At 73.5% G+C, this 25,543-nt stretch carries 24 protein-coding genes; 12 read left to right on the forward strand and 12 right to left on the reverse strand.

Features of this window, described 5'->3' with window-relative positions; all coding sequences use genetic code 11:
- Positions 1-168: 168 nt before the first annotated feature.
- On the reverse strand, positions 169-792 hold the full coding sequence (locus tag O7599_RS01835; protein WP_281620286.1) for a PAS domain-containing protein: 624 nt from the start codon (positions 790-792) through the stop codon (positions 169-171).
- Positions 789-1,919, reverse strand: a complete 1,131-nt coding sequence (locus O7599_RS01840) for a pyridoxal-phosphate dependent enzyme (RefSeq protein ID WP_281620287.1) — start codon at positions 1,917-1,919, stop codon at positions 789-791. Before O7599_RS01840 ends, O7599_RS01835 begins: the two co-directional genes overlap by 4 nt.
- A gap of 134 nt (positions 1,920-2,053) precedes the next feature.
- Here O7599_RS01840 and ggt point away from each other — a divergent pair, with 134 nt between their 5' ends.
- Positions 2,054-3,862, forward strand: coding sequence for a gamma-glutamyltransferase (ggt, locus tag O7599_RS01845; protein WP_281620288.1), 1,809 nt, complete (start codon positions 2,054-2,056; stop codon positions 3,860-3,862).
- Positions 3,863-4,070: 208 nt separating this feature from the next.
- Positions 4,071-5,297 (forward strand): alginate lyase family protein, encoded by a 1,227-nt coding sequence (locus tag O7599_RS01850; RefSeq protein WP_281623245.1) that lies wholly within the window; start codon positions 4,071-4,073, stop codon positions 5,295-5,297.
- Between the two features lie 153 nt (positions 5,298-5,450).
- On the opposite strand, the gene O7599_RS01855 is transcribed toward O7599_RS01850, so the two are convergent.
- Positions 5,451-5,915, reverse strand: coding sequence for a DNA starvation/stationary phase protection protein (locus tag O7599_RS01855; RefSeq protein ID WP_281620289.1), 465 nt, complete (start codon positions 5,913-5,915; stop codon positions 5,451-5,453).
- A 230-nt stretch (positions 5,916-6,145) separates the two neighbouring features.
- Here O7599_RS01855 and O7599_RS01860 point away from each other — a divergent pair, with 230 nt between their 5' ends.
- The 9 genes from O7599_RS01860 to O7599_RS01900 all read left to right on the forward strand — a co-directional run bounded on the left by O7599_RS01860 (position 6,146) and on the right by O7599_RS01900 (position 15,603).
- Positions 6,146-7,282, forward strand: a complete 1,137-nt coding sequence (locus tag O7599_RS01860; protein ID WP_281620290.1) for a M23 family metallopeptidase — start codon at positions 6,146-6,148, stop codon at positions 7,280-7,282.
- Positions 7,283-7,384: 102 nt separating this feature from the next.
- Positions 7,385-8,395, forward strand: coding sequence for a LacI family DNA-binding transcriptional regulator (locus O7599_RS01865; RefSeq protein WP_281620291.1), 1,011 nt, complete (start codon positions 7,385-7,387; stop codon positions 8,393-8,395).
- Between the two features lie 59 nt (positions 8,396-8,454).
- Complete coding sequence (locus O7599_RS01870; RefSeq protein WP_281620292.1) at positions 8,455-9,756, forward strand: sugar ABC transporter substrate-binding protein; 1,302 nt, start codon at positions 8,455-8,457, stop codon at positions 9,754-9,756.
- A gap of 6 nt (positions 9,757-9,762) precedes the next feature.
- The gene (locus O7599_RS01875; RefSeq protein ID WP_281620293.1) at positions 9,763-10,701 is read left to right on the forward strand and encodes a sugar ABC transporter permease; all 939 of its coding nucleotides are present in this window, start codon (positions 9,763-9,765) and stop codon (positions 10,699-10,701) included.
- Positions 10,701-11,519, forward strand: a complete 819-nt coding sequence (locus tag O7599_RS01880; protein ID WP_281620294.1) for a carbohydrate ABC transporter permease — start codon at positions 10,701-10,703, stop codon at positions 11,517-11,519. The genes O7599_RS01875 and O7599_RS01880 overlap by 1 nt, the downstream gene beginning before the upstream one ends.
- Before the next feature lie 30 nt (positions 11,520-11,549).
- Positions 11,550-12,947 carry a sulfatase-like hydrolase/transferase gene (locus tag O7599_RS01885; protein ID WP_281620295.1) on the forward strand — a complete coding sequence of 466 codons (1,398 nt, stop codon included), beginning with the start codon at positions 11,550-11,552 and terminating at the stop codon, positions 12,945-12,947.
- 206 nt (positions 12,948-13,153) lie between these two features.
- Complete coding sequence (locus O7599_RS01890) at positions 13,154-13,807, forward strand: class I SAM-dependent methyltransferase (protein WP_281620296.1); 654 nt, start codon at positions 13,154-13,156, stop codon at positions 13,805-13,807.
- Positions 13,808-13,855: 48 nt separating this feature from the next.
- Positions 13,856-14,578 (forward strand): transketolase, encoded by a 723-nt coding sequence (locus tag O7599_RS01895; protein WP_281620297.1) that lies wholly within the window; start codon positions 13,856-13,858, stop codon positions 14,576-14,578.
- A 98-nt stretch (positions 14,579-14,676) separates the two neighbouring features.
- Complete coding sequence (locus O7599_RS01900) at positions 14,677-15,603, forward strand: transketolase (RefSeq protein WP_281620298.1); 927 nt, start codon at positions 14,677-14,679, stop codon at positions 15,601-15,603.
- A gap of 18 nt (positions 15,604-15,621) precedes the next feature.
- Here the strand turns inward: O7599_RS01900 and O7599_RS01905 are convergent, their stop codons facing one another.
- The 4 genes from O7599_RS01905 to O7599_RS01920 form a co-directional block, all read right to left on the reverse strand.
- Positions 15,622-15,978, reverse strand: coding sequence for an MmcQ/YjbR family DNA-binding protein (locus O7599_RS01905; RefSeq protein WP_281620299.1), 357 nt, complete (start codon positions 15,976-15,978; stop codon positions 15,622-15,624).
- Positions 15,979-15,995: 17 nt separating this feature from the next.
- The gene (locus tag O7599_RS01910; RefSeq protein WP_281620300.1) at positions 15,996-16,919 is read right to left on the reverse strand and encodes an alpha/beta hydrolase; all 924 of its coding nucleotides are present in this window, start codon (positions 16,917-16,919) and stop codon (positions 15,996-15,998) included.
- Positions 16,920-17,004: 85 nt separating this feature from the next.
- On the reverse strand, positions 17,005-17,853 hold the full coding sequence (locus tag O7599_RS01915; protein ID WP_281620301.1) for a GNAT family N-acetyltransferase: 849 nt from the start codon (positions 17,851-17,853) through the stop codon (positions 17,005-17,007).
- A 55-nt stretch (positions 17,854-17,908) separates the two neighbouring features.
- A complete protein-coding gene (locus tag O7599_RS01920; protein ID WP_281620302.1) occupies positions 17,909-19,513 on the reverse strand; it encodes an alkaline phosphatase D family protein in 1,605 nt (534 codons plus the stop codon).
- A 352-nt stretch (positions 19,514-19,865) separates the two neighbouring features.
- On the opposite strand from O7599_RS01920, the gene O7599_RS01925 reads away from it, so the two are divergent.
- The gene (locus O7599_RS01925) at positions 19,866-20,831 is read left to right on the forward strand and encodes a hypothetical protein (RefSeq protein WP_281620303.1); all 966 of its coding nucleotides are present in this window, start codon (positions 19,866-19,868) and stop codon (positions 20,829-20,831) included.
- A gap of 7 nt (positions 20,832-20,838) precedes the next feature.
- On the opposite strand, the gene O7599_RS01930 is transcribed toward O7599_RS01925, so the two are convergent.
- The 5 genes from O7599_RS01930 to O7599_RS01950 form a co-directional block, all read right to left on the reverse strand.
- Positions 20,839-22,278, reverse strand: coding sequence for a cytochrome P450 (locus O7599_RS01930; protein ID WP_281623246.1), 1,440 nt, complete (start codon positions 22,276-22,278; stop codon positions 20,839-20,841).
- A gap of 119 nt (positions 22,279-22,397) precedes the next feature.
- Positions 22,398-23,018 carry an ATP/GTP-binding protein gene (locus O7599_RS01935; RefSeq protein ID WP_281620304.1) on the reverse strand — a complete coding sequence of 207 codons (621 nt, stop codon included), beginning with the start codon at positions 23,016-23,018 and terminating at the stop codon, positions 22,398-22,400.
- A complete protein-coding gene (locus tag O7599_RS01940; RefSeq protein ID WP_281620305.1) occupies positions 22,999-23,352 on the reverse strand; it encodes a DUF742 domain-containing protein in 354 nt (117 codons plus the stop codon). The genes O7599_RS01935 and O7599_RS01940 overlap by 20 nt, the downstream gene beginning before the upstream one ends.
- Positions 23,349-23,735 carry a roadblock/LC7 domain-containing protein gene (locus O7599_RS01945; protein WP_027770884.1) on the reverse strand — a complete coding sequence of 129 codons (387 nt, stop codon included), beginning with the start codon at positions 23,733-23,735 and terminating at the stop codon, positions 23,349-23,351. The genes O7599_RS01940 and O7599_RS01945 overlap by 4 nt, the downstream gene beginning before the upstream one ends.
- 19 nt (positions 23,736-23,754) lie before the next feature.
- Entirely contained in the window at positions 23,755-25,443 is a 1,689-nt protein-coding gene (locus O7599_RS01950) for an ATP-binding protein (RefSeq protein ID WP_281620306.1), read from the reverse strand.
- Positions 25,444-25,543 lie beyond the last annotated feature (100 nt).

Genomic DNA, 25,543 nt, shown 5'->3' on the forward strand with positions numbered 1-25,543 from the left:
TGAGCAGGACCGCGGTGCGGCCGGCGAATCGACGGGTGCCCTCGCAGACCTCCATCGTCAGCCTCGGACGCCCGCCGTGCCTACGCATCCGGAGGACGGCCGAACGGGTGGCCGCGTCGCCCGATCGGCGGCATGCGGCGGCATGCGGCGGTGCGGTCCCGGCCGGCCTCACCGGAGGTAGTTGTAGACGGTCGCCCGCGACACCCCCAGCAGCTCCGTGACCAGCCGGACCGCGCTCCTGATCTCCAGCAGGCCGCGTTCGCGCAGGTCGCGGACCAGCTCGCGGCGGTCCGCGGAGGCCAGCGCCCGCGGCGTCTGCCCGCGGGCGGCGGCGAACTCCTCCACCGCCGCGCGCAGTTCGTCCGCCGTCCGCGCCCGCAGGGTCTCGGTCAGCGGCAGCCCGGGGTCCTCGACCGCGGTGAGTGCGGTGAGGGTGCGGGCCGTGCGGTCGAGCACGGAGACGTCGAGGTTGAGGCAGAGGGCGGCGACGTACGCGCCGGACGAGTTCCGGATGCCGATCGACGTGCTCTTCGCGGGGCGGCCGTCGGGGAAGCGGCCCGGGTAGTTCTGGACGACGTCGGGGTAGTCCGGGTCCTCGATGCGGGCGAGGCCCAACTCCGTCGCGGGGTCGCCGGGGCGGCGGCCCGACAGCGGGTTCTCGATCGTACGGACCGCGTGCCGGGGGTCGCGCAGGTCGTGCAGGACGACCTCGCAGACGCCGGGGAACATCCGGCCCAATGCGGTGACGATCTTCTCGGCCTCGCGCAGCAGCAGTTCGTCCTCGGCGCTCACGCCCCGCCCCCGAACAGCCCGGCCAGCGCGGGCGCCGCCTTCAGCCCGGTGCCGGTGAGCAGCACGGCCGTCGTCTCGCCCGGCCGGATGGCGCCGCGGGCGCGGAAGACGTCGACGGCCGCGGCGGCGGTGGCGCTGGTCGGCTCGGCGTAGAGCCCGAGGGCGGCGAGGCCGACGACGGCGGCGCGGATGCCGTCCTCGTCGATCGCCGCCATGTCCCCGCCGGAGCGGCGCACCGCGCGCAGCACCTCCGGCAGCCGGACGGGCTCGCGGATCGCGGTGCCCTCGGCGAGGGTCGGGGCGTAGTCGGTCGGTACGGGTCCGTCGGCGCCGGCGCGGAAGCTCGCGTGGATCGGGGCGCAGTTGGCGGGCTGGGCGGCGAGGATGCGGGGGCGGCGGGCGATCCGGCCCGCGGCGAGGAGTTCGCCGAAGCCGGCGTCGAGGCCGAGGACGGTGCTGCCCGCGCCGGCGACGGTGACGACGCAGTCGGGCGCGGCGAAGCCGAGGTCCTCCCACAGTTCGTAGGCGAGGGTCTTGGTGCCCTGGAGGAAGAGCGGGTGCCAGTTGTGTCCGGCGTACGGGATGTCCGCGGACCGGCGTACGGCCTCGGCGGCGGTGGCGTCACGGCCGCCGGGCACCAGTTCGACCTCGGCACCGTACGCGCGGGCCTGGAGCACCTTCGCCGGGGACGTGCCCTCCGGGGCGAGGATGCGGGCGCGGATGCCGGCGGCGGCGCAGTAGGCGGCGACGGAGGCGCCGCCGTTGCCGGAGCTGTCCTCGATGACCTCGCGGACCCCGAGCCGGGCGAGCGCGGAGATCATCACGGTGGTGCCGCGGTCCTTGAAGCTGCCGGTGGGGCCGAACCACTCCGGCTTGAAGAGCACATCGGTCCCGCCCCAGCGGCGGGCGAGCAGCGGGGTGCGGCCCTCGCCGAGGGAGACGGGCGCCTCGATGCCGAAGGGCAGCGCGGCGCGGTAGCGCCACAGGGAGCGCTCGCCGGTGTCGATGTCGTCCCTGCCGATCCCGGGCACGCCGCCGACCTGGAGGGGGGTGCCGTCGTCGGCGCGCCAGCGGAGGGCGTCGAAGGGGTACGTACGGCCGGAGCGCTCGTCCACCAGATGAGTCATAGTGTCCAACTCTAGACGCTTCGTCCAGGAGATCCGGGCGGGGCTCCCGAACGGTCCGGCACGCCCCGGTGACGACACCCGCCGCGGTCACCACAATGGGCCGGGTCGTGACGCCCACCCGTCCGGGAGCCCCCATGCGGTTGCGCCGCCCCACCGTTCCGCTCGCCCTCGCCGCGATCCTCGCCACCGCCGCGGCCGCCGCCCCGCCGACGGCGGCCCGGCCGGACGCGCCCGCGCCGCCGAAGTCCCCGGTGGCGACGGGCTACGGCGGCGCCGTGACCAGCGTCGACCCCGACGCCACCGCCGCGGGCATCGAGGTGCTGCGCGACGGCGGCAACGCGGTCGACGCCGCCGTCGCCACCGCCGCGGCGCTCGGCGTCACCGAGCCCTACTCTGCGGGCGTCGGGGGCGGCGGCTACTTCGTGTACTACGACGCGAAGAGCGGCCGGGTCGCCACCCTCGACGGCCGCGAGACCGCCCCGCGCACCGCCGACGAGAACCTCTTCGTCGAGGACGGTGGGCCCGTTCCGTTCGACGAGGCGGTGACCAGCGGGCTCTCCGTCGGCGTGCCGGGCACGCCGGCGACCTGGGAGCAGGCGCTGCGGCAGTGGGGCACCTCCTCGCTGGGCGAGGCGCTGGCGCCGGCGGAGCGGCTGGCGGCCGAGGGCTTCACGGTGGACGAGACGTTCCGCGCGCAGACCGCGGCCAACGAGGCCCGCTTCCGCGACTTCCCCGCCACCCGGGAGCTGTTCCTGCCCGGCGGCGAACTGCCCGAGGTGGGCAGCACGCTGCGCAACCCCGACCTGGCCGGCACCTACGCGCAGTTGGCCGACGAGGGCACCCGCGCGATGTACCGCGGCGACCTAGGCGCGGACGTGTCGGACACCGTGCGCCGGCCGCCGGTCGACCCGGACGCCGACCGGGTCGTACGCGCCGGCGACCTGCGCCCCGCCGACCTGCGCGGGTACCGCGTCGCGCGGCAGCAGCCGACCCGCGTCGGCTACCGCGGGCTCGACGTCTACGGCATGGCGCCGTCGTCGTCCGGCGGCACCACGGTCGGCGAGGCGCTGAACATTCTGGAGGGCACCGACCTCGGCGAGCTGTCCGCGACGCAGTACCTCCACCGCTTCCTGGAGGCGTCCCGCGTCTCCTTCGCCGACCGCGGCCGCTGGGTGGGCGATCCGCGGTTCTCGAAGGTGCCGACGCGCGGGCTGCTCTCGCAGGCGTACGCCGACTCCCGGGCCTGCCTCATCTCCCCGGACTCCGTGCTGACCAGCCCGCTCGCACCGGGCGACCCGCGCCGCCCGGACGACGGCTGCGAGGCGAAGCGCGCGCCCGAGGGCACGTCGTACGAGGGGCCGAGCACCACGCATCTGACGACCGCCGACAAGTGGGGCAACGTCGTCGCGTACACCCTCACCATCGAGCAGACCGGCGGCAGCGGCATCACCGTCCCCGGTCGCGGCTTCCTGCTCAACAACGAGCTGACGGACTTCTCCTTCACCCCGTCCGTGCCGGGCGTGCCCGACCCGAACCTGCCGGGCCCCGGCAAGCGGCCGCGGTCGTCGATGGCGCCGACGATCGTCCTCGACGACGGCGAGCCGCTGCTGGCGACCGGCTCGCCGGGCGGCTCGACGATCATCACCACCGTGCTGCAGGTGCTCACCGGCCGGCTCGATCGCGGGCTGAGCCTGCCGGAGGCCATCGCGGCGCCGCGCGCGGCCCAGCGCAACACGGCGTCGACGTCGGCGGAGCCGGCGTTCCTCGACCTGCCGGAGCGCGCGGAACTGGAGGCGCTGGGGCACCGGTTCGCGGACGGCGGCGAGATCGGCGCGGCGACCGGCGTCGAACTGCTGCCCGACGGGCGCTGGGTCGCGGCGGCGGAGCCGGAGCGCCGCGGCGGGGGCGCGGCCGCGGTGGTACGGCCGGCCGGGAAGGACTGACGCGGACGCCGGATCCGCCGGGCGGATCCGGCCGCGGACGCGAACCTGGACCGGGACGGGGCGGGACGTGCGCCCCCTCCCGGTCCTTCGCGTGTACGGGTCATGTCCCGGCCCTTGACGCACCGTTGGTACGTACCTAAGGTCACGGGCTGTCACGGTGTTCATGTGAACACTCGCAGTTCATATACGCGAACGGATGGACCCCACCATGCAGGGCACCCCCACACCCGCACGCCATCGGCGCAGACCGCGCGCCGCGCTGTTCGCCACGCTCGTCGCGGCCGTCACGGCCCTGGTGGCCTCGCTCCTCGGCTGGCCGGGCAACGACCGCGCCGACGCGGCCCCCGCGAACTTCACCCACCCGGGAGTCACCGTCTCCCGGGGCCAGTTGGACTTCACCCGGGAGAAGGTCAACGCCGGCGCCCAGCCCTGGAAGGGCGCGTACGACCAGATGATGGGCAGCAAGTACGCGAGCCTCAGCCGCACGCCCAAGCCGCGCGCGATCGTCGAGTGCGGCTCGTACTCCAACCCCAACCACGGCTGCACGGACGAGCGCGAGGACGCGATTGCCGCGTACACCACCGCGCTCGCCTGGTACTTCACCCACGACGAGCGCTACGCGAGGAAGTCCATCGAGCTGATGGACGCCTGGTCCGCCACCATCCGGGACCACACCAACAGCAACGCGCCGCTGCAGACCGGCTGGGCCGGCTCGTCCTGGCCGAAGGCCGCCGAGATCATCAAGTACACGTACGACGGCGGCTGGGCGAACGAGGGGCGCTTCGCGACCATGCTGCGCAACGTCTACCTGCCGAAGATCATCGGCGGCTCCAACTCCAACGGCAACTGGGAGCTGACGATGATGGAGGCGGCCGTCGGCATCGCCGTCTTCCTGGAGGACAAGGGCGCGTACGACCGGGCGATGCAGACCTTCAGGACCCGGGTGCCCGCGTTCATCTACCTGGAGTCCGACGGCGCGCTGCCCCGGACCGTGCCGAAGCAGAACCTCGACACCCGGCAGAAGATCATCAACTACTGGCAGGGGCAGTCCACCTTCGTCACCGGGCTGACGCAGGAGACCTGCCGCGACTTCACCCACACCGGATACGGCCTGGCTTCGATCTCGCACGTCGCGGAGACCGCCCGGATCCAGGGTGAGGACCTCTACCGGACCGACGTCGGCGAGCGGCTGCGGCACGCGCTCGGCTTCCAGTCGCGTTACGAACTCGGCGAGGCACCGCCCGGCTGGCTCTGCGGCGGCAGCGTCGACCGCGGCCTCGGCTCGGTCACCGAGATCGGCTACAACGCCCTGCACCACCGCATGGGCATCGCCATGACCAACACCGGCCGCTACACCGAGCAGAGCCGGCCCGCCGGGTCGAACAACCTGTTCGTCGCCTGGCAGACCCTGACCCACGCGGAGAACCCGGCCTGACACGCCACCGGCCCGCACGCGCGGGGGACGCGTGCGGGCCGGTTCGGGGGGCGGCCGTGGCGGGCGGCGGCGGTGACGGAGCCGCCCGCCGCGGCCGGGATGACCGCGGACCCGACGGGGGAGGCGGATCCGCGGCCGGCCGGGTGGCCGGGGTCAGCCGATGCGGTGCGAGCGGAAGAACCACGCCTGCTTCTCGAGGTCCTGCGTCGCGCTGATGAGCATGTCCTGCGTCATGAGGTCGGTGTCGTCGGTGTCCGCCACGCGCTGCCGCATGCGCGCCGAGGCCTTCTCCAGCATGTCGGTGACGTCGTCGATCACCTTCTGGTCGGAGATCTTCCCGGGGCCGATGTCGGGCAGCGGGCTGCTCCCGGCGATGGTCTTCGCCCTGCCGTCCGGGCTCAGGCCCAGGGCCGCGGCCCGCTCGGCGAGCGTGTCCGCGTGCTCGCGGGCCAGCTTCACCATCTTGTCGAGCTGCAGGTGCAGCTCCCGGAAGAGCGGCCCCGTGAGGTTCCAGTGCGCCTGCTTGCCCTGCAGGGACAGGTCCAGCAGATCGACCAGCGCGCCCTGCAGCGCCTCGCCGGTGACGTCCAGAGCCTTCTTGTCGAGGATCGTGGTCATGTGTGGGCGCCTCCTTGCCTCGTAGCTATGGACCCCATCCTACATTAGACTTTGTCTAACGTCCTGTCGGGCTAGGCCATCCGGGGAGCGGGCGCGGCGGGGCCCGGGAAGCCGTCCGGGGCGGCTGCGGCGTACGAGGTCACGGAGATGGCGGGATACGCCCTCTTGTCCAACCGCATGGGCACTTCTATCGTTCGCTCAGGTCTCGGCGCACGGAAAGTGACTCAGCCATGTCAGAGCGCACAGGGCGCGGACGGCACCGCCGCTACCGCCCCGGCCCGGTGTCGCGGGCCTCCCTCACAGTCACCGCGAGCGGCGCGGGACTCGCACTGCCGCTGGTCGCCGGCGCCGCCACGCCGGCCGCGGGCGCGCCCGCGGACTCCGTGCACAGCCCGGCGAAGGGCCGGGCGCAGGAAGGTCTGACGCCGCCGACCGACGGCGCGTTATCCGACCGCGGTGACGCACGGACGGCGGCCGGAGACGGCGGCACCGCGCCGCAGGGCGGGCGGGCCGGCACGGTCGGCCGGAAGCCCGGGCACCACGAGGTCGTGGCCGGGGAGACCCTCTCCGGCATCGCCGACCAGCACCGCCTGCGCGGCGGGTGGCCCGCGCTGTACGAGCGCAACCGCGGCGTCGTCGGCGCCGACCCCGACCTCATACTCCCCGGCCAGCGCCTCACCCTCCGCGGCGGGGCCGCGGCCCCGCCCGAGCCGCGCGCGGACTCCCCCGCCCCCGGCGCGCAGAAGTCCGGGAACGACGAGGCGAAGCCGGACGGGACGAAGTCCGCGAAGACGCCGGCCAAGGCGAAGACCGGCGCCAAGTCGAAGCCCGAGAAGAGCAAGCCCCGCAATGCCAAGCCGGAGCGGACGAAGCCGGACGCGAAGAAGCGCGCGCCCGCGCCGCAGGCCGAGGCCAGGCCGAAACCCAAGCCGAAGCCCAAGCCGGAGCCCAAGCCCGCCGCGGACTACACCTCGCCGCTCGCCGGCGCTCCCGTCGGCACCCCGTACGGCGCCAGCGGCAGCAGTTGGTCCAGCGGCTACCACACCGGGGTCGACTTCCCCGTCTCGGTCGGCACCGGGGTGCGCTCCGTCGCGGACGGCGAGGTCGTCAGCGCCGGCTGGGCGGGCGCGTACGGCTACGAGGTGGTCATCCGGCACCGCGACGGCCGCTACAGCCAGTACGCGCACCTCTCCGCGATCACTGTGAGCGCCGGCCGGCCCGTCAACGCCGGGCAGCGCATCGGGCGCTCCGGATCCACCGGGAACTCCACGGGTCCGCATCTGCACTTCGAGGTCCGCACCGGGCCCGGCTACGGGTCCGACGTCGACCCGTTGCGCTATCTGCGCGGGCACGGGGTGCGCATCTAGCCCACACGCGCACCGCGCTGACCTGGGACTTGACGATTCGTCACGAGACTTCACGCGCGAAGGCTTGACCCTGCCGCGCCCCGGGTGCTTAAACGTATCATCATGCCGAAGAAGACGCGTCCCACGGTCCGCGACGTCGCCGCCCTCGCCGGGGTGTCCGTCGCGACGGTGAGCTACGTGGTCAACGGGCGGGACAACCGGATCGGCGCCGACACCCGGGAACGGGTGCTGGCGGCCGTGCGGGATCTGGGCTACGTGCCCAACAGCTCCGCGCGCGGACTGCGCAAGCGCCGCACCGAGCGGGTCTGCCTGGTGATCGGCTCGCTGGGCAGCCCGGTGCAGGAGCAACTGGTACGGGACCTGCACGCGGCGGCCGACGCCGACGGCCACGGCGTCCTCACCCTCATCGTCGACTCCCCCGCGCATGCCGCGCACGCCACCCGGCTGCTCCGCCAGGGCCTGGCGGACGGCGCGGTCTTCTTCGACTCCGCCCGCCACTTCGGCGACTTCGGCGAGCTGGCCCGCGGACTGCCGGCGATGGTCGTGGTCGACAACTCCGTGATGCCGGACGGCTTCGACGTCGTGCGCACCCCGGAGTACGAGGCGTGCGGCGAGGCGCTGGACCACCTGCTGGCGGCGGGCCGCCGGCGGGTCGCCTTCCTCGGCCACCGGCACGACCTGGAGCTGGGCGACCGCTCCGCCCGGCTCACGGCCTACCGGGACGCGCTGCAGCGGCACGGCCTGCGGCAGGACGGCCGGCTCGTCGGCGCCGGCGCCGACAGCCGGGTCGAGGGCTACCGCGCCACCGCCGCGCTCATGGCCCTGCCGGAGCCGCCGGACGCGCTGTTCGTGGCCTCCGACCGGGCGGCCATCAGCGCGATATGGGCGGTCCGCGACACCGGCCGCACGGTGCCCGCGGACGTGGCCGTCCTCGGCGTCGGCAACCTGGAGGAGGGGTCGGTGATCCGGCCGGCCCTGAGCACGGTGGGGCAGCGCCAGATCGACTTCAGCCGCGTGGCCGGGCTGCTGTTCGAACGGCTGGCGGCGGCGGAGCCGCCGGCGGCCCGCGAGATCGTCCTGCCCTGGTCCTTCATACCCAGGGAGTCGACGTGAACGAGCGCGTGTCCGGCGAGCGCGTGACCAACCGAATGCACGGCGAGAGGAGCACCCGCATGTCAGCAAAGCCAGCCATCAACGGTCAGTGGATGACCCGGCGCAGGATGCTGGGCGTCGCCGGCGGCGCCGCCGCGGCGCTCCCCCTGGCCGCCTGCGGCTCGGGCGCGCCCGAGGCCGAGTCGGGCGGCGGCGGGGGCGGCGGCACGTTCCTCGCGTACTGGAACAACGCGCACGAGTACGAGGCGTACAAGACCGTCGTGGGGCAGTTCGAGAAGGACCACGGGGTCACCGTGGAGCTGCAGAAGTTCCAGTGGGAGGACCTGCGCACCAAGCTCGTCTCCGACTTCCAGTCCGGCAACGTGCCGGACGTGGTGGAGGAACCGGGCAGTTGGGTGCAGGAGTTCGCGCTCAGCGAGGACGCGCTGTCGCTGCAGAAGTACCTCGACAAGGACGGCGCGAAGATCGGCTTCCCGGACGACTGGCTGGACGTCGCCGTCGCGGACAACACCCACGAGGGCCAGGTGTACGGCATCCAGATGCACTACACCTGCACGCTGCTCTTCTACAACCGCAAGATGCTCGACGACGCGGGCATCGAACCGCCCGCCACCTGGGACGACTTCCTCTCCGCCGCCCGGGAGCTGACCTCCGGCGACGTGACCGGCACCGTACTCAACGACGGGCTCAGCTACTCCTACCCCTGGATGCTGCAGAACGGCGTGCACGAGTACGACGCGGACAGCGGCGAGCTGCTGCAGCCGCGCGCCGCCGCCATGGAGGCGATGGAGTTCCAGCGCGACCTGGTGCACAAGCACAAGGTCTCCCCCAAGCCGACGACCGCGCTCGACGTGACGCGCGCGGCGAAGTTCTTCGCGGCCGAGCGCACCGCCATGATCCTCACCGGCCCCTGGGACATTCCGATCATCAAGCAGTCCAACCCCGATCTGGAGTACGGGATCGCTCCGGCGCTGACGGGCAAGCGGCAGTCGACGATCGCCGGCGGCACCACGCTGTTCATCCCCGCGAAGGCCGGGCGCCCCGACCTGTCCTGGGACTTCATCAAGCGGATCACGGCGCTGAAGACCGAGACGGCGGCGACCGAGGAGGCCAGCATGCTGATGCCGCGCAAGTCGTGGGCGAAGGAGCCGGCCGTTCTGGAGAACCCGGACGTCAAGCCCTTCACCGAGGGGCTCCCGTACGCCGAGGAGTTCCGCACCGGCGTCTACACCACCGGCAAGGCGGGCGAGCTGGAGGACATCTACAAGACCCTGTACGAGAGCATGCTGATCGAGGGAAGCGACGCGGAGGAGGCGTTCGCCGCCTACGACGACGCGGCCGAGAACATCCTCAAGGACTAAGTGCACATGGCAACGCCGGCAGAACTCACCAAGGGCCCGGGGCCCGTGGAGCTCCCGAAGCGCACCAAGCGCACGAAGCGCTCCCCGATCGCCCGGCGCCAGGCACGGACCGCCTATCTGTTCCTGGCGCCGGCGCTCATCTTCTTCGGGATCTTCTTCTACTATCCGATCGCGGACATCCTCAACACCAGCATGCTGACGGGCCAGCGGACCGACGAGTTCGCCGGGGCCGAGAACTACACCAACGCCTTCCGGGACCCGCAGGCGCGCAACGCCTTCACGGTCACCCTGCAGTTCGCCGCGGCCACCACGATCGGCGCCATCGTGCTGGGCATGGGTCTCGCGGTGCTCATCAACCAGCGGCTGCGCGGCAGCCTGGCGTTCAAGCTGGCGCTGCTGGTGCCGTACCTCACCTCGATCGCGGTCGTCGGCCTGATGTGGCGCAACATCCTCGACCCCGAGCTCGGCATCCTCAACCGGGTCCTGTCTGATCTCGGCCTGCCCACCCAGGAGTGGCTGAACACCCACCCGGTGGCCACGATCGTCGCGGTGACGCTGTGGATGACCACGGGCCACACGATGATCCTCTTCCTGGCCGGGCTCCAGGGCATTCCCGACGTGTACTACGAGGCGGCGAAGGTCGACGGCGCCAACCGCTGGCAGCAGTTCCGGCGGATCACGGTGCCGCTGCTCACCCCGACCACCTTGTTCGTCTCCGTGATGGCCGTGATCACCGGGCTGCAGGCGTTCGGGCAGGCGTACATCATCACCCGCGGCGGGCCCGGGGAGGCGTCCGACCTGATGGTCTTCCACATCTTCGAGCTCGCCTTCCGGGCCCGCAACTTCGGCTACGCCTCCGCGCTGTCGGTGCTCCTGCTGTTCGTCATCGTGGCGTTCACGCTGCTGCAGTTGCGCATCGGCCGGAAGCGGGAGGTGCAGTACTGATGACCGCCAGGACGTCCAAGGCCATCGCCTATCTGCTCCTCACCATCGCCAGCCTCATCACGATCGTGCCGCTGGTCTACATGGTCTCGCTGTCGCTGCAGACCGAGACCGAGATGCTGTCCGCGGAGTCGGTGCTGTGGCCGGACTCGCCGCAGTGGGGGAACTACACCACGCTGTTCGAGGAGGCGCCGTTCGGCAACTTCATCGTCAACAGCCTGGTGGTCGCGGGTGCGATCACGGTCTCGCACCTGATCTTCGATCCGCTGGTGGGCTACGTCTTCGCGAAGTTCGACTTCCCGTTCAAGAACACGCTGTTCGTGGCGATCCTCGCCACGCTGATGATCCCGCTGTTCGTCCGCATGATCCCGCTGTACGTGATGATGTCGGACCTCGGCTGGCTGGACAGCTACCAGGGGCTCATCGTGCCGTTCCTGATGGACGGCTTCGGCATCTTCCTCATGCGGCAGTTCATCCAGCCCATCCCCGACGACCTCATCCACGCGGCCCGGGTGGACGGTGCGAACGAGTTCGCCATCTACTGGCGGATCATCCTGCCGCAGTGCAAGCCCGCGCTGGCGGTGCTGGGCCTCTTCACGTTCGTCTTCCAGTGGAACGAGTTCCTCTGGCCGCTGGTGGTGACGACCTCGGAGCGGATGCGGACGATCCCGGTGGGGCTCACCCAGTTCAGCCAGGAGCAGTTCCAGCTCTGGCACCTCACCGCCGCGGGGTCGGTCATCATGTTCGTGCCGACGGCCCTGCTGTTGATCTTCAGCCAGCGCTACTTCGTCCGCGGCATCACCCTGACCGGCCTGAAGTGACCCCCACCCCACCGTGCGGAAAGGACCCCGATGCCCGACCGGCGTCCCCATGTCATCGTCGTGTTCACCGACCAGCAGCGCTGGGACACGACGGGCGCGGGCGGCAACCCGCTCGACCTCACGCCCGCGTTCGACCGGATGGCCCGCTCGGGCACGTACGCGGCGGCGGCGATCACCCCGCAGCCCGTCTGCGCGCCCGCGCGGGCGGCGCTGCAGACGGGCCGGTGGCCCACCGACACCGGCTGCTACCGCAACGGGATCCCGCTGCCGCGCGACGCCCGCACGCTCGCGCACCACTTCGGTGACGCGGGCTACACCACCGGGTACATCGGCAAGTGGCATCTGGCCGGCGCGGACCCGGTGCCGCCGGAGGACCGGGGCGGGTATCAACACTGGCTGGCCTCCAACGTGCTGGAGTTCACCTCGGACGCGTACCGCACGGTGATGTACGACGAGGACGGCGACCCGGTGCGGCTGCCCGGCTACCGCTCCGACGCACTGTTCGATGCGGCGATCCGGTTCGCCGCCGACCACCACGACGAGCCGTTCTTCCTCTTCCTCTCCCTCATCGAGCCGCACCACCAGAACGAGGTCGACGACTACCCGGCCCCGGACGGCTACGAGGAGCGCTACACCGGCCGCTGGCTGCCGCCGGACCTGGCCGCCCTGTCCGCGGAAGGGGGCACCGCGCACCGGCACATCGCCGGCTACTGCGGCCAGGTCCGGCGCGTCGACGAGGGCCTGGGCCGGCTGCTGGACGCGCTGCGCAGCATGGACCTGCTGGACGACACCATCGTCGCGTTCACCTCCGACCACGGCAGCCACTTCCGTACCCGCAACGGCGAGTACAAGCGGTCCTGCCACGACGGTTCGATCCGGGTGCCGCTCGCGCTGCACGGCCCCGGCTTCGCCGGCGGCCGGGTGCTCGACGCCCCGGTCAGCACCCTGGACCTGCCGCCGACCCTCCTGGACGCCGCGGGGCTGGACGTCCCGGAGGAGATGCACGGACGCTCCTTCCTGCCGCTGGTCCGCGACCCCGGCGCCGACTGGCCCGAGGACGTCTTCGTCCAGGTCAGCGAGTCCGAGTGCGGACGGGCCCTGCGCACCTCACGGTGGAAGTACTACGTCGTCGACCCCGCGGCCGACGGCTGGCGCACCCGCTCCGGCAGCAGGTACGTCGAGACGGCGCTGTACGACCTGGCGCACGACCCGTACGAGCTCGACAACCTTGTCGGGCTCGCCTCGCACCGCGCGCTGGCCGACGGGCTGCGGGCGCGGCTGCTGGCGCGGATCACCGCGGCGGGCGAGCCGGAGCCGGTGATCGAAGCGGCTCCGGAGCGGCGGGCGCCGCAGCGCCGGGTCGATCCCACCGTGCACGGATTCAAGCTGGACGGCATGCGCTTCGGGCACCAGCGCAAGCACCCCTGAACCCCGGTGGGGCGAGCCCGTGGCGGCCGCTCAGGCGGCCGCCGCGGGCGGGCAGATGCAGCGGACGCGACCGCAGCGCGGGCACACCGGCACGAGCGCGGTGGCGTGCTGCGGGTGGGGTGGGTGACTGGTCATCTCGGATCCTCCGCCCGGCTGTGAGAACGTGATCTCCTCTTCGTTAGACGCAGCGGGAAGCGATCAGGTTTATGGACAGCGGTGCCTGGGACGAACGTTATGCCGCGAAAGACCTCGTTTGGGGTGGTGAACCGAACCGCTGGGTGGCCCGCGAGGTGGCGGAGATCACGCCCGCGCGGGCCCTGGACCTGGCCGCGGGCGAGGGGCGCAACACGCTGTGGCTCGCCGCCCGCGGCTGGCGGGTGACGGCGGTGGACTTCTCGCGGGTCGCGCTGGAGCGGGGCCGGCGGCGGGCCGCGGAGCTGGCGCCCCGGGCCGCGGAGCGGATCCGGTGGGTACGGGCCGACCTGCTGGAGTACGCGCCGGCGGAGGGCTCGTACGAACTGGTGGTCGTCGCGTATCTGCACCTGCCCGGCGAGGAGCGCCGCCGGGTGCTGCGGCGGGCCGCCGCCGCGCTCGCCGCCGGCGGCGAACTGCTGGTCGTCGGGCACGACTCGGCGAACCTCACCGAGGGCACGGGCGGGCCGCAGGAGCCGCGGGTGCTGTTCACGGCCGAGGACGTGCTGGCGGACCTGGCGGACGCGCCGCTGGAGACCGTACGCGCCGAGCGGGTACGCCGGCCCGTGGCGCAGGAGGAGGGGCCGCCGAAGGAGGCGATCGACGCGCTGGCCCGGCTGCGCCGGACTGCGAGAGGGGTCCCGCGAGACCCCTCGGCACTCGTGTGACCAGCCGTCGTTGACTTGAACCATTGTTCAGGTTGCACGGTGGGGCACATGACGACGACCGCCTCCGCACCGCCCCGACCGCCCGCCGGCTACGCCGACCTGCCGCGCCTCATGGGCCTGATGACCGGCGACGAGAAGCACGGCCCCGCCGCCACCTCCACCCTCGACGCCCTGTGGGTCCTCTACGACCGGGTGCTGCGGGTGACCCCCGCGACCGCGGGGGCGCCCGGCCGCGACCGGTTCCTGCTCTCCAAGGGCCACGGCCCGATGGCGTACTACGCCGTGCTCGCCGCCAAGGGCTTCCTGCCCGTCGACTGGCTGCCCGGCTTCGGCTCGTACGACTCGCCGCTGGGCCACCACCCCGACCGCACGCTGCTGCCCGGCGTCGAGATCGGCAGCGGCTCGCTCGGCCACGGCCTGCCGCTGGCCGTCGGCACCGCGCTCGGGCTGCGCGCCCGGGGGCCGTACGGCCGGCCGAACCAAGACCCGCGCGTGTGGGTGCTGGTCGGCGACGCCGAGCTGGACGAGGGCAGCAACCACGAGGCCATCGCCTACGCCGGCGCGGCGGGCCTGGACTCCCTGCACACCCTCGTCATCGACAACTCCTCCGCGAGCTACGCGCTCCCCGGCGGCATCGCCGCCCGCTTCGAGGCCGCCGGCTGGTCCACCGCCACCGTCGACGGCCGCGACCACGAGGCGCTGTACGCCGCCTTCACCGACCCGCACCCCGGCCGGGCACGCGCCGTCGTCGCCCGCGTCGAGCCCGCCTGACGCCTGCCCCTCACCACCACAGCCCCGCCACCACAGCCCCGCCACCACAGCCCCACCACCCACCGCCGCGCCACCACCGCCGTGAAAGGACACCGACCATGGACACGATGCGTGAGCGCTTCGCCTCCGTCACCTCCCGGCTGCTGGACGAGGACCCCCGGCTGGCCGTCGTGCTCGCCGAGATCGGCACCGACGGCTTCGCCGCCGCGCGCCGGCGGCATCCGGACCGCGTGCTCAACGTCGGCATCCGCGAGCAACTGCTCGTGGGCGTCGGCGGCGGGCTCGCCCTGGCCGGGATGCGCCCGGTCCTGCACACCTTCGCCAGCTTCCTCGTCGAGCGCCCCTTCGAGCAGGTCAAGCTCGACCTCGGCCACCAGGGCGCGGGCGCGGTGCTGGTCAGCGCCGCCGCCTCGTACGACTGGCCGGCCGGCGGCCACACCCACATGGCGCCCGGCGACGTGGCGCTGCTGGACACCCTCGACGGCTGGACGGTGCACGTGCCGGGCCATCCGGACGAGGCCGAGACGCTGCTGCGGCACGCCGCCGCCGCGGGCGACGACAAGGTGTACGTGCGACTGTCCGCGCAGACGAACGCCGCCGGCCGGCCGGTCACCGGCGCGGGGTTCCTGACCGTGCGCGAGGGCCGCGCGGGCGTGGTGGTCGCGGCGGGCCCGGTGCTGGACGACGTGCTGGCTGCGACCGAGGGGCTCGACGTGACGGTGCTCTACGCGACGACCCTGCGCCCCTTCGACGCCGCCGCCCTGCGGTCCGCGGCGGGTGCGGCGCGCAGCGCGGACGTCGTCCTGGTCGAGCCGTACCTCGCCGGCACCTCCACGGCGTACGCGAACGACGCGCTGGCCGACGTGCCGCACCGGGTGCTGGGGCTGGGCACCGCGCGGCGCGAGCTGCGGCGCTACGGCACGATCCGCGAGCACGTGCGCGCCCACGGGCTCGACGCGGCGTCGCTGCGCGAGCGGATCGCGGCGTTCACGGGAGCGCGGGCTGGGGCGCGGGCCGCGGCCTGATCTCCGGGCCCCGGCCCCTCAGGACTCGCCGGCCAGCTCCGGGTGCTCGGCGAGCAGCCGGGGCGGGGCCGCCTGGCGCCAGGAGTCGGCGACGATGATCCGCAGCTCGTCGCGGTCGTCCAGGGCCGCGATCCGCACCCGCACCCAGGCGAACGGCGCCTCGTGGTCGGCGACCCAGAACTTCCCCGGCTCCGCCAGCGCCAGTTCGTCCCGCTCCACCTTGGGGCAGCGCACCGCGAACGACGTCTCGTCCTCCGGCAGAGTGAGGAACATCTTGCCCTTCACCCGGAAGGTGGGCATGCCCCACGCCAGCTTCTCCGCGGTCTGCGGCAGGGCCAGGGCGGTCTTGCGTACGTCCTCGGCGGTGAGGGTCATCGGTGCTCCCCCGTCGGTCACACGTGCTTGTCGAGCCAGTCGAGCAGGTCGGCCTGGACCTCGTCGCGGTTCGTCTCGTTGAGGATCTCATGGCGGGCGCCGGGGTACGCGCGCCAGGTCGGCTCGCGCAGGCCCGCGTAGCGGAAGTCCTCCAGCAGCTCGGCGACGTGCGTGAGGCCCTGGTTGCACGGGTCGCGGTCGCCCACGGCGAGGTGCACGGGCAGGTCGACGGGGATGCGGGCCACGTTGTGCGGGTCGTTGATCTTCCGGGTGCCGAGCACCCAGCCCAGCGACAGCGCGACGTCGAAGGGGAAGCCGCAGCGCTCGTCGGCGACGTAGGCGTCGACCTCGGCGGTGTCGCGGGAGAGCCACTCGAAGCCGGTGCGGTGCTCGTACGGGTCGTTGAACGACGCGAAGATCTCCGGGACGAAGTCCGAGAGCCGGCCGCGGCCGCGCTCGGCGGCCTCGCCCGCCAGCCGGCGCACCGCGGTCTCCGTCTCCACGCCGGGCAGGCTGCGCAGGATGCCGGTGAGGACGAGGCCGGCCAGGCCCTCGCCGTGTTCCTGGGCGTAGTCGCGGGCGAGCATCGAGCCCATGCTGTGGCCGAGGAGGACGAAGGGCAGCCCGGGGTGGTCCGCGCGCAGCCGGTCGCCGACCGCGACCAGGTCGTCGACGACGGCGCGCCAGGGGTCGGCGTCGCCGGTGCCGGTGACGCCGTAGCCGCCGGTGGCGGCGGCGGTGGCGCCGTGGCCGCGGTGGTCGGAGGCGACGACGCCGTAGCCGCGGGCGGCGAGGAGGCGCGCGAACCGGTCGTAGCGCAGGGCGTGTTCCGCGGCGCCGTGCACGATCTGGACGAGCGCCCGCGGCCTGCCGTCCTCGGGCAGCCAGGTGTACGCGGCGACGGGGGTGCCGTCCGCGGCCGGCAGGTGGTCGGAGTGCATGCGGCTCGCCTTCCTCGCGATCTGTCTGCGTCCCGGCCCCAGCCTCTCCCGCCGGGGCGCCGGACACCAGATCCGCGGCCCGGGTTCAGCCGTCGAAGGAGATCACGAGGTGGTCCTCCACGGGCACGTAGCCGAGGCGCTGGTACAGCGCGTTGCTGGTGGCGTTGGCGAGGTCGGTGAAGAGGAGCACCTCGCGCGCGCCGACGGCCGCCGCGGCGCGGCTGACGGCGGCGGTGACGGCCGCCGCGTAGCCGCGGCGGCGCAGCGGCGGCGGGGTGTAGACGGGCGCGACGCGGGCCATGCCGGCGACGGTGCGGGTGATGCCGGCGTACGACACGGGCCTGCCGCCGTCCTCCCACAGCGTCGCGCCGCCGTACGCGAGCCGGTCGGCCACGGCGCGGGCCGGGTCGCCGACGCCGCCGCCGGACTCCACGTGGAACTCCCGGGTCCAGTCCACCAGCAGGTCCCGGTCGTCCGCGGTGGCGGGCCTGGCGCGCCCGGGCGGCGCCGGGTCCGGGGGCACCAGCTCGCCCAGCCGGTACAGCCGGTGCCGCTCCTCGACGGTGCCGGCCGCGCCGGTACGCGCCGTCCAGGCGCCGGCGAACGCCTCGGCCGCCGCCCGCCCGGCGTTGATGCCGGTCACCGGCAGCCCTCCGGCCGCGCGCAGCTCCGCCAGCCCGGCGGCGGCGGACGGGGGCATATGGGCCAGCAGCAGCGGCAGCGGCGGGGTGCCGAGGAACGCGCCGGCCACCCGGCCGTCCGCGCCCCGCCACCAGCCGAACTCCGGCGGCGCGTCGCCGTACCGGTCGAGACCGGCGGCGGCGAGCGAGGCGGCGGCCGTCAGCAGGACGGTGTGCGCCGCGGGCTCCGCCCGCAGGAAGGGCCCGGCGGCGGCGGTGAAGGCGTCGAGGTCGTGCGTCGTGGTCCAGCCCATGCCCCACCCTGCACCGTCACCGCCCCGGCGGGCACCTGTATTTCCGGGCTCCGCGTCAGGGCTGCGGGGTGCCCGGCTGCTCCACCTCCTGGATGCCGGGGCGGCCCGCCGTCACGTGGACGCGGGCGCGGGTGAGGACCGGGGCACCGGGGGTGGAGACGTACGGGACGACGCGGTAGTCGGTGCGCCAGCTCTCGCGGGTCACCTCGCAGACGCCGTAGCCGCGCTGGACGTTGTGGAACTTCATGTGCGGGTTCTCCTGCAGCCAGACCCGGCCCCACTCGTCCTGGTCGGAGCCGTTGCCGCCGGAGGAGACGGAGGTGCCGAGGAACTCGACGCCGACGGTGGCCGAGTCGGGGTCGTCGAAGTCGTGCTTGAGGTCGGCCGCGACGCTGCGGTGGGCGTCGCCGGTCACGACCACGAAGTTGCCGATGCCGCGCTTCTCGACGCCGTCGAAGAGGCGTTGCCGGGCGGCGGCGTAGCCGTCCCAGGTGTCCATGCCGAACGCCTGCTCGATGCCCTCCGCGGAGTCGCCCTGCATGGTCATGATCTGGTTGGCCATCACGTCCCAGGTGGTACGCGACCGGGTGAGCCCGTCGAGCAGCCAGGCCTCCTGCTCGGCGCCGAGCATGGTGCGCTCGGGATCGAGCCGGTCGTCGCAGTCGAACTGGCGCCCGTCGCCGCACGCCTGGTTGTCACGGAACTGGCGGGTGTCGACGACGTGGAACTGGGTGAGGGTGCCGTAAGGCAGCCGGCGGTAGAGCTGCATGTGCGGGCCGGCCGGCAGGGAGGAGCGGCGCAGCGGCAGGTTCTCGTAGTACGCCTGGAAGGCGGCGGCGCGCCGGGCCGCGAACTCGGCGCCGCCGACGTCGTCGCCGTCGAGGCCGTCGGCCCAGTTGTTGGCGACCTCGTGGTCGTCGAGCACCACGATCCAGGGGTGCGCGGCGTGCTCGGCCTGGAGGTCGGGATCGAGCTTGTACTGGCCGTAGCGCACCCGGTAGTCGGCGAGCGAGTAGACCTCGCGGGCGGGCAGGTGGCCGCGGCCGATGGTGCCCTGGGCGCCGCCCTCGTAGAGGTAGTCGCCGAGGTGGACGACGACGTCGACGTTCTCCTCGGCGAGGTGGCGGAAGGCCGTGAAGTGGCCGTCGGGGTAGTTCTGGCAACTGATGAAGGCAAAGGCCATCGAGGCGATCGCGGCGTCCACCGCGGGCGCGGTCCTCGTGCGGCCGACGGCGCTGACGTGCCGGCCGACGCGGAAGCGGTACCAGTACTCCCGGTCCGGCCGCAGCCCGCGGACCTCGGCGTGGACCGAGTGCCCGAGCTCCGGTACGGCCCACTCGACCCCGGCGCGCCGGACCCGCCGGAACCGCGGGTCCTCGGCGACCTGCCAGAGCACCGGCACCCTGAACCCGGGCATCCCGCCCCGGCCGTCCTCCGCGAGCGGCTCGGGCGCGAGCCGGGTCCACAGCACGGCCCCGTCCGGCGCCGGGTCGCCGGAGGCGACGCCGAGGGCGAACGGGTCGCCGCGGAAGCGGGGTTCGGCCCACGCGGGGGCGGCGGACAGGGCGGCGACCGGCAGCGCGGCGGCCAGGGACACCCCCGACGCGAGCGCGAGGAAACGACGGCGGCTGAAACCCGGGGTGCTGGTGAAACGAGACAAGGGGCCTCCCAGTGAGCGGTGCCTGAGTCCTGAGCGACGCGTGGGGGGCCGCCCCAACATAGGGGCGCACGGGCGCGGTGGACACCTGTTGCGGCTATCTCGGCCGAACGGCGGTCGGGCGCGGGTACGCCCTGTCCGATATTGCTCGCCACGTTCCGTCGTAGGTATAGCCAAAGAAGATGCGAACAGGTTGCCGCGGACATGCACACGGGCAGGTTCGGCAGGTCACTGTCGATTCCTGGCTGCGAGGAGACAGAACATGACACCCAAGAAGAACAGGAGTGGCGCAACTTCTCACAGAACGACTCCCGTGAAGGTCATTTTTCCGCCGATCTGGTGTCCGATTCCGGCCTTGCTGCACCCGGAGGCGGCCGGCCTCGACGACCACGTCATCGCCTGGGCCCGCCACGCCGACCTGATCCGCGACGGGTCCGCCGCCGAGCACTTCCACCGCGCCGGCTTCGGCCGGTTCGCCGCCGCCGTCTACCCCCGCTCCGACCGGCTGGAGCTGGTCGCCGAGTGGCAGGTCTACAACTGGATCGTGGACGACCAGCTCGACGAGGGCCACGTGACGCGCACCCCCGCCCAGCGGCTGCACACCGCCGCCGAGCTGCCCGCCCAGCTCGACCCCGACCTCGACGGGCCGGCGCCCACCGGGCCGCTGGCGGCCGCGCTCGCCGATCTGTGGGAGCGTACGGCCAAGCCCCTCTCCCGCGCCTGGCGCGAGCGGTTCGCCGCGCACTACCGCGACTTCCTCTGGTACACCGTCCTCCCGCACGCGGAACCGGCCCGGATCGCCGGCCAGTCGCTCGCCGACTTCCAACGGCGCCGGCGGCTCAACTCCGGCTGCGAGATGAGCTTCGACCTGATCGAGCCCGCGAACTCCGCCGAGATCCCGGCCGCCGTCGTCGCCAGCGACGCGTACCGGGCCGTCCGGGACGCCGCGAACGACGTCATCTCCTGGACCAACGACATCTACTCGGTGGGCAAGGAGACCGCCCGCGGCGATCACGACCACCTCGCGGCCGTGCTGTGGCGCCTGGACGGCGGCACCCGGCAGGGAGCACTCGACCGGGCGGCGGCCATGGTCGCCAGGCGCACCGAGGACTTCGCGTCCGCCTGCCGGGACGTACGCGGCATGCGGGCACTGTTCGGCCTCGCCCCCGACCGGTGGGCGGTGGTCGAGGAGTCGCTCACCGACCTCGGCTCCTGGATCGCGGGCAGCCTGGAGTGGCACGGCTGGTCGCCGCGCTACCGGGAGGTGGCCGCCACGGGAGTCGGCAGCGCGCCCGCGTACATAGAGCCGCACCTCGTCTAGCGGCGCCTCAGTACCCGCGCCACCACGCGACGAGCGTCCGCCACAGCGACGGGCGCCGCCGCCTGCCGGACTCCGTACGCGCACCCGCGGGGAGGCCGCCCGCGTGCGCTTCGGGCTCGGGGGCGGTGGCTTCGGGCCCCGGGGGGCTCGCGCTCGCCACCGCGGCCGGTACGCGCTCGGCCGCGGCCGGCGCCGGTGTCCCGTTGGCGGGCACGGAGGGTCCCGGCACGACGGCGGCCCCCGGCTCCCCGGAAGCGGCGGTCGTGCCCGGCCCGGGCGGGGTGAAGGTGACGGGCAGCTCGACCAGTTCGCGGGAGAGCAGCGACGTGCGGTGCTTCAGCTCCTTCTCCTCCACCGCCAGGCTCAGGTCCGGCAGCCGCCCCAGCAGCGTGTCGATCCCGGTGTCGGCGATGGCCCGGCCGATGTCCTGGCCGGGACACTCGTGCGGGCCGCCGCTGAAGGCCAGGTGCGAGCGGTTGCCGTGCACCGGCACGTCGAGGTCGGGGCGGATCTCGGGGTCGAGGTTGCCCGCGGCCAGGCCCAGGATCAGCAGGTCCCCGGCCTTGATCTGCTGCCCGGCCAGCTCGGTGTCCCCGGTGGCGTACCGCCCGTAGACCGCGGTGAACGGCGGCTCGTCCCACAGCACCTGCTCCAGGGCGTCCGGCAGGGTCATGTGGCCGCCGGCCAGATTGCCGCGGAAGCGGCTGTCGGTGAGCACCATGCGCAGCGTGTTCGCGATCAGGTTGGCGGTGGTGGAGTACGCGGCGATCAGCACCAGCCGCAGGTGCTCGACCAGTTCGTCGTCACCCAGGCCCGAGTCGTGCGCCACCAGCCAGGACGCGAAGTCGTGCCCGGGCGCCGACTTCTTGCGCGCCACGAGGTCGCGCAGCGTCTGCACGATGTACTCGTTGCTCGCGATCGCCGTCTCCGAGCCCTTGACCATGTCCCGTGCGGCCTCGACCAGTTGCGGGCCGTACGACTCGGCCATGCCGAGCGCCTTCGTCATCACCAGCATCGGCAGGTGCTCCGCGAACTGGCTCACGAGGTCCGCCCGGCCGGTGGCCGCGAACTCGTCGACGAGCTGCCCGGAGAAGCGGGTGACGTGGCGCCGGATGCCGTGCCGGTCGAAGCGCTTCATGCTGTCGGTGACCGCGGAGCGCAGCCGCCGGTGCTCGGAGCCGTCGACGAAGGAGCACATCGGCACCCAGGTCACCAGCGGCAGCAGCGGGTTGTCCGGGCCGACCTGGCCGTCCCGCAGGAAGCGCCAGTGGCGCGAGTCGCGGGAGAAGCGGGTCGGGTTGCGGGTGACGTCCAGCAGCTCGCGGTAGCCGAGTACCAGCCAGGCGGGCAGGTCGCCGTGGACGAGGACGGGCGCGACCGCGCCGTGCTCGGCGCGCAGCTTCTCGTACAGGCCGTACGGGTTCGATGCCGCCTCGGGGCCGTGCATCCGCGCCGGGCCGCCCGCACCGCCGGCATGGGCCGGGCAGCCCGGAGGGGGCGCGGGGGCGGCCGGGCCGGTGCTCTGCCGCGGTGGGTCTGCTGCCGGTACGGGGCCGGAATCTGTCGTCACGACGCCTCCGTGGTCAGGGCGATGGAGTGCAGGAAGCGCACGAGGGACTTCAGGACGCCGCGGGAGGAGTCCCGGTCGCGCGCGTCGCAGGTGATGAGCGGCACGTGCTGGGGGAGATCGAGTGCGGCCCGTATCTCGTCGAGGGAGTGGTGCGGGGCGTCCGGGAAGCGGTTGACCGCGACGAGGAAGGGCACGGCGCCCTCCTCCAGCCGGCCCAGCACGTCGAAGCAGGCTTCGAGCCGGCGGGTGTCGACCAGGACCACGGCGCCGAGCGCCCCCTCGAACAGACCCTGCCAGAGGAACCAGAAGCGCTGCTGGCCGGGCGCGCCGAACAGGTAGAGCACCAGCCGCTCGTTGAGGCTGATCCGGCCGAAGTCCATGGCGACGGTCGTCTCGCTCTTGTCCGGCACGCCGACGAGGTGGTCGACGCCCTCGCCGGCCCGGGTCATCGTCTCCTCGGTCGTCATCGGCTCGATCTCGCTGACCGCGCCGACCATGGTCGTCTTCCCGACGCCGAACCCGCCCACGACCACGACCTTGACCGACGTCGTCGCCGAGGCCGGCAGCAGGTCCTCGCTGCGCGGACCCACGACGGCGTCAAAGCTGTTCGAGTCCATCCATTACTTCCTCGAGGAGTCGCAGGTCTGCCACGGGCGGCACGGAGGAGCGGGCCTCGACCGCGCCCTCCGCCATCAGGTCCGCGACGAGCACCGCCACCGCGCTGAAGGGCAGGCGCAGATAGGCGGTCAGCTCGGCGACGGACAGCGGCGCGCGGCACAGCCGGACGATCGCCGCTCGCTCGGGCTGCATCCCGGGCGCCGGCTGCGTCCGGGAGATGACGAGGGTGACCAGGTCGAGTGCGCCCTGGGCGGCGGTGCCGCTGCGCCCGCCGGTGATGACGTAGAGCCGTTCGGGACCGTCGTCGTGCCACTCGTGGTCCGCTTCCTTCATATGGCCTGTCCGTCGCTCCGCGGTGGGCTTGTCAGGTGTGCCCCGATGCGTGCGACGAGATCGCGCATGCGCTGGCCCATCAGGCCCGCGTCGACTCCTTCGTCGGCCGCGACCGCCAGATAAGCGCCGGCGCCCGCGGCCATGAGATAGAAGAAGCCGCCGCTGACCTCGATGACCAGCATCCGCATCTTGCCGTTGCTGTGCGGAAACACGCCGGCGATCGACTTCGCCAGGCTCTGCAGCCCGGCGCAGGCGGCCGCGAGCCGGTCGGCCGTGTCCGGCTCGGTGCCGTGCTGTGCCATCCGCAGCCCGTCGGAGGACAGGACCACGACGTGCCGGGTCTCGGGGACGCTCTCGGCCAGATCCCGGAGCATCCAGTCCATGTCCGCTCGCTGCGCCACGTCAGTCCTCCTCGCCCGATGATGGATTCGACGGTTCCGCTGCTCCGCCGCCGCCCTGCGGGCGGGCGGAGCGTTCCGGCCGTATCTCCCCGGCCGCCGCGTCCTCGCCGCGGGCGGGACCGCCCGGCTCCTTCGTCTCCTCCGCGTCGCCCGGCTCACCCGCCTGCGGCTCGCCCTCCAGCCCGCGGGTGAACTCGCCGAGCCACAGGCCCGGTTCGACGCCGCGGCTCTCCGCGTCGCCGTTCTCGGTCCCGGTCGGGTCCGCGGTGGCCGTACGCCGGCCGGGCGCCTGCCCGCCGGCGGCCGGGGCGGCCGGCGGCACGGCCGGGGCCCGGCGGCGGCGCTGCGGCAGGCTGCCGGCGACCGGCTCGGCGTGCGCGGGCGGCGACGGCTGCGGGCCCGCCTGCCGCGCGGGCGGCACCCGGTCCCGGCTGCGCCGCAGGCCCGCGCGTGCGTCGGCGCTGCCCTCGATCCCGTCCGGCGGCGGCGTGGCGGTGCGCAGCGGGCGCGGCCCGGAGGTGGCGCCGATGCCGTGGGCGGTGCCGGTGGCGGGCGTGGTGGTGAGCAGGACCTGCGGCACGACGAGCACCGCGCGCACGCCGCCGTACGCGGACGGGCGCAGCGAGACCCGGAAGTCGTACGTCTGCGCCAGCCGGCCGACGACCGCGAGCCCGAGCCGCGGGGTCTCACCGAGGTCATTGAGGTCGATGCCGGCCTGGGCCTCGGCGAGCATGTGCTCGGCGCGCTCGCGCGCCTCCTCGCTCAGGCCCACGCCGCCGTCCTCGATCTCGATGGCGACGCCCGACTGCACCTCGGTGGCGGACAGGTGGACCTTGGCGTGCGGCGGCGAGTAGCGCGTGGCGTTGTCGAGGAGTTCGGCGACGGCGTGGATCAGCGGCTCGACGGCCGAGCCCACCACGGCGACCTCGGCCACGGGGTGCAGTTCGACGCGCTGGTAGTCGATGATCCGCGACATGCCGCCGCGCAGCACACTGTAGAGGGCGATGGCCTTGCCCCACTGACGGCCGGGGCGGTCGCCGCCGAGCACGGCGATGCTGTCGGCGAGCCGGCCGACCAGCGCCGTGCCGTGGTCGAGCTTGAGCAGGTCGGCGAAGAACTCGTGCCGGCTGCCGTGCCGGTCCTCCATCTCCCGCAGGCTGCGCGCCTGCTGGTGGATGATGGCCTGCACCCGGCGGGCGATGTTGACGAAGCCGCGCTCGGCGGAGACGCGCAGGTCCTCGGCGTTCTGCACCGCCTCGACCACGGAGCGCAGCGCGGTCGCGTGGGCCGCGCGCACCTGCGGGGTCAGCGAGTTCTCCGCCTCTATGTCGGCGAGCACGTCCTCGGCGTACTCGCCCCGCTGCAGCCGCGCGACCGCCTGCGGCAGCAGGCCCGCGAGGCGCACCATCTCGGCTTCCTGGGCCGCGAGCCGGCGCTCCCACGCGGCCTCGTGGTCGGCGTGTCCGGCGGACCGCTCGCCGGCGGCCCGCCCGCGGCGCTCGGCCTGGGCGGCGGCGAACGCGACCACGAAGGTGGCGACGACACCGCACACGGCGACGGGCGTGCGCGCGTCGGCGGAGACGAGCGGCAGGGCGATGGCCGTGCTCACGACCACGACGGCGGTGGGTATCAGCCACCAGCGGACGAATCCCGTCCGCCGGCCGCCGGAGGCGGGTCCCGCTGGATCCATGAGCATCCTCAGGGTCGAACGACTGTGTGACGCCGAGCGGTCACGCTGAGCATCGCAAGCAGCTTAGTGCGCTCCGCTTGCCGCTGGCATAGGTTCTCTG

The organism is Streptomyces sp. WMMC500, from assembly GCF_027497195.1.
Classification (GTDB): domain Bacteria; phylum Actinomycetota; class Actinomycetes; order Streptomycetales; family Streptomycetaceae; genus Streptomyces.

Excerpts from the sequence above, each read along its gene's own strand:
- O7599_RS01840 (WP_281620287.1), bottom strand. The coding sequence starts at position 1,919 with ATGACTCATCTGGTGGACGAGCGCTCCGGCCGTACGTACCCCTTCGAC.
- ggt (WP_281620288.1), top strand. The coding sequence starts at position 2,054 with ATGCGGTTGCGCCGCCCCACCGTTCCGCTCGCCCTCGCCGCGATCCTC.
- O7599_RS01850 (WP_281623245.1), top strand. The coding sequence starts at position 4,071 with ATGCAGGGCACCCCCACACCCGCACGCCATCGGCGCAGACCGCGCGCC.
- O7599_RS01855 (WP_281620289.1), bottom strand. The coding sequence starts at position 5,915 with ATGACCACGATCCTCGACAAGAAGGCTCTGGACGTCACCGGCGAGGCG.
- O7599_RS01860 (WP_281620290.1), top strand. The coding sequence starts at position 6,146 with ATGTCAGAGCGCACAGGGCGCGGACGGCACCGCCGCTACCGCCCCGGC.
- O7599_RS01865 (WP_281620291.1), top strand. The coding sequence starts at position 7,385 with ATGCCGAAGAAGACGCGTCCCACGGTCCGCGACGTCGCCGCCCTCGCC.
- O7599_RS01870 (WP_281620292.1), top strand. The coding sequence starts at position 8,455 with ATGTCAGCAAAGCCAGCCATCAACGGTCAGTGGATGACCCGGCGCAGG.
- O7599_RS01875 (WP_281620293.1), top strand. The coding sequence starts at position 9,763 with ATGGCAACGCCGGCAGAACTCACCAAGGGCCCGGGGCCCGTGGAGCTC.
- O7599_RS01880 (WP_281620294.1), top strand. The coding sequence starts at position 10,701 with ATGACCGCCAGGACGTCCAAGGCCATCGCCTATCTGCTCCTCACCATC.
- O7599_RS01885 (WP_281620295.1), top strand. The coding sequence starts at position 11,550 with ATGCCCGACCGGCGTCCCCATGTCATCGTCGTGTTCACCGACCAGCAG.
- O7599_RS01890 (WP_281620296.1), top strand. The coding sequence starts at position 13,154 with ATGGACAGCGGTGCCTGGGACGAACGTTATGCCGCGAAAGACCTCGTT.
- O7599_RS01895 (WP_281620297.1), top strand. The coding sequence starts at position 13,856 with ATGACGACGACCGCCTCCGCACCGCCCCGACCGCCCGCCGGCTACGCC.
- O7599_RS01900 (WP_281620298.1), top strand. The coding sequence starts at position 14,677 with ATGGACACGATGCGTGAGCGCTTCGCCTCCGTCACCTCCCGGCTGCTG.
- O7599_RS01905 (WP_281620299.1), bottom strand. The coding sequence starts at position 15,978 with ATGACCCTCACCGCCGAGGACGTACGCAAGACCGCCCTGGCCCTGCCG.
- O7599_RS01910 (WP_281620300.1), bottom strand. The coding sequence starts at position 16,919 with ATGCACTCCGACCACCTGCCGGCCGCGGACGGCACCCCCGTCGCCGCG.
- O7599_RS01915 (WP_281620301.1), bottom strand. The coding sequence starts at position 17,853 with ATGGGCTGGACCACGACGCACGACCTCGACGCCTTCACCGCCGCCGCC.
- O7599_RS01930 (WP_281623246.1), bottom strand. The coding sequence starts at position 22,278 with ATGCACGGCCCCGAGGCGGCATCGAACCCGTACGGCCTGTACGAGAAG.
- O7599_RS01935 (WP_281620304.1), bottom strand. The coding sequence starts at position 23,018 with ATGGACTCGAACAGCTTTGACGCCGTCGTGGGTCCGCGCAGCGAGGAC.
- O7599_RS01940 (WP_281620305.1), bottom strand. The coding sequence starts at position 23,352 with ATGAAGGAAGCGGACCACGAGTGGCACGACGACGGTCCCGAACGGCTC.
- O7599_RS01945 (WP_027770884.1), bottom strand. The coding sequence starts at position 23,735 with ATGGACTGGATGCTCCGGGATCTGGCCGAGAGCGTCCCCGAGACCCGG.
- O7599_RS01950 (WP_281620306.1), bottom strand. The coding sequence starts at position 25,443 with ATGGATCCAGCGGGACCCGCCTCCGGCGGCCGGCGGACGGGATTCGTC.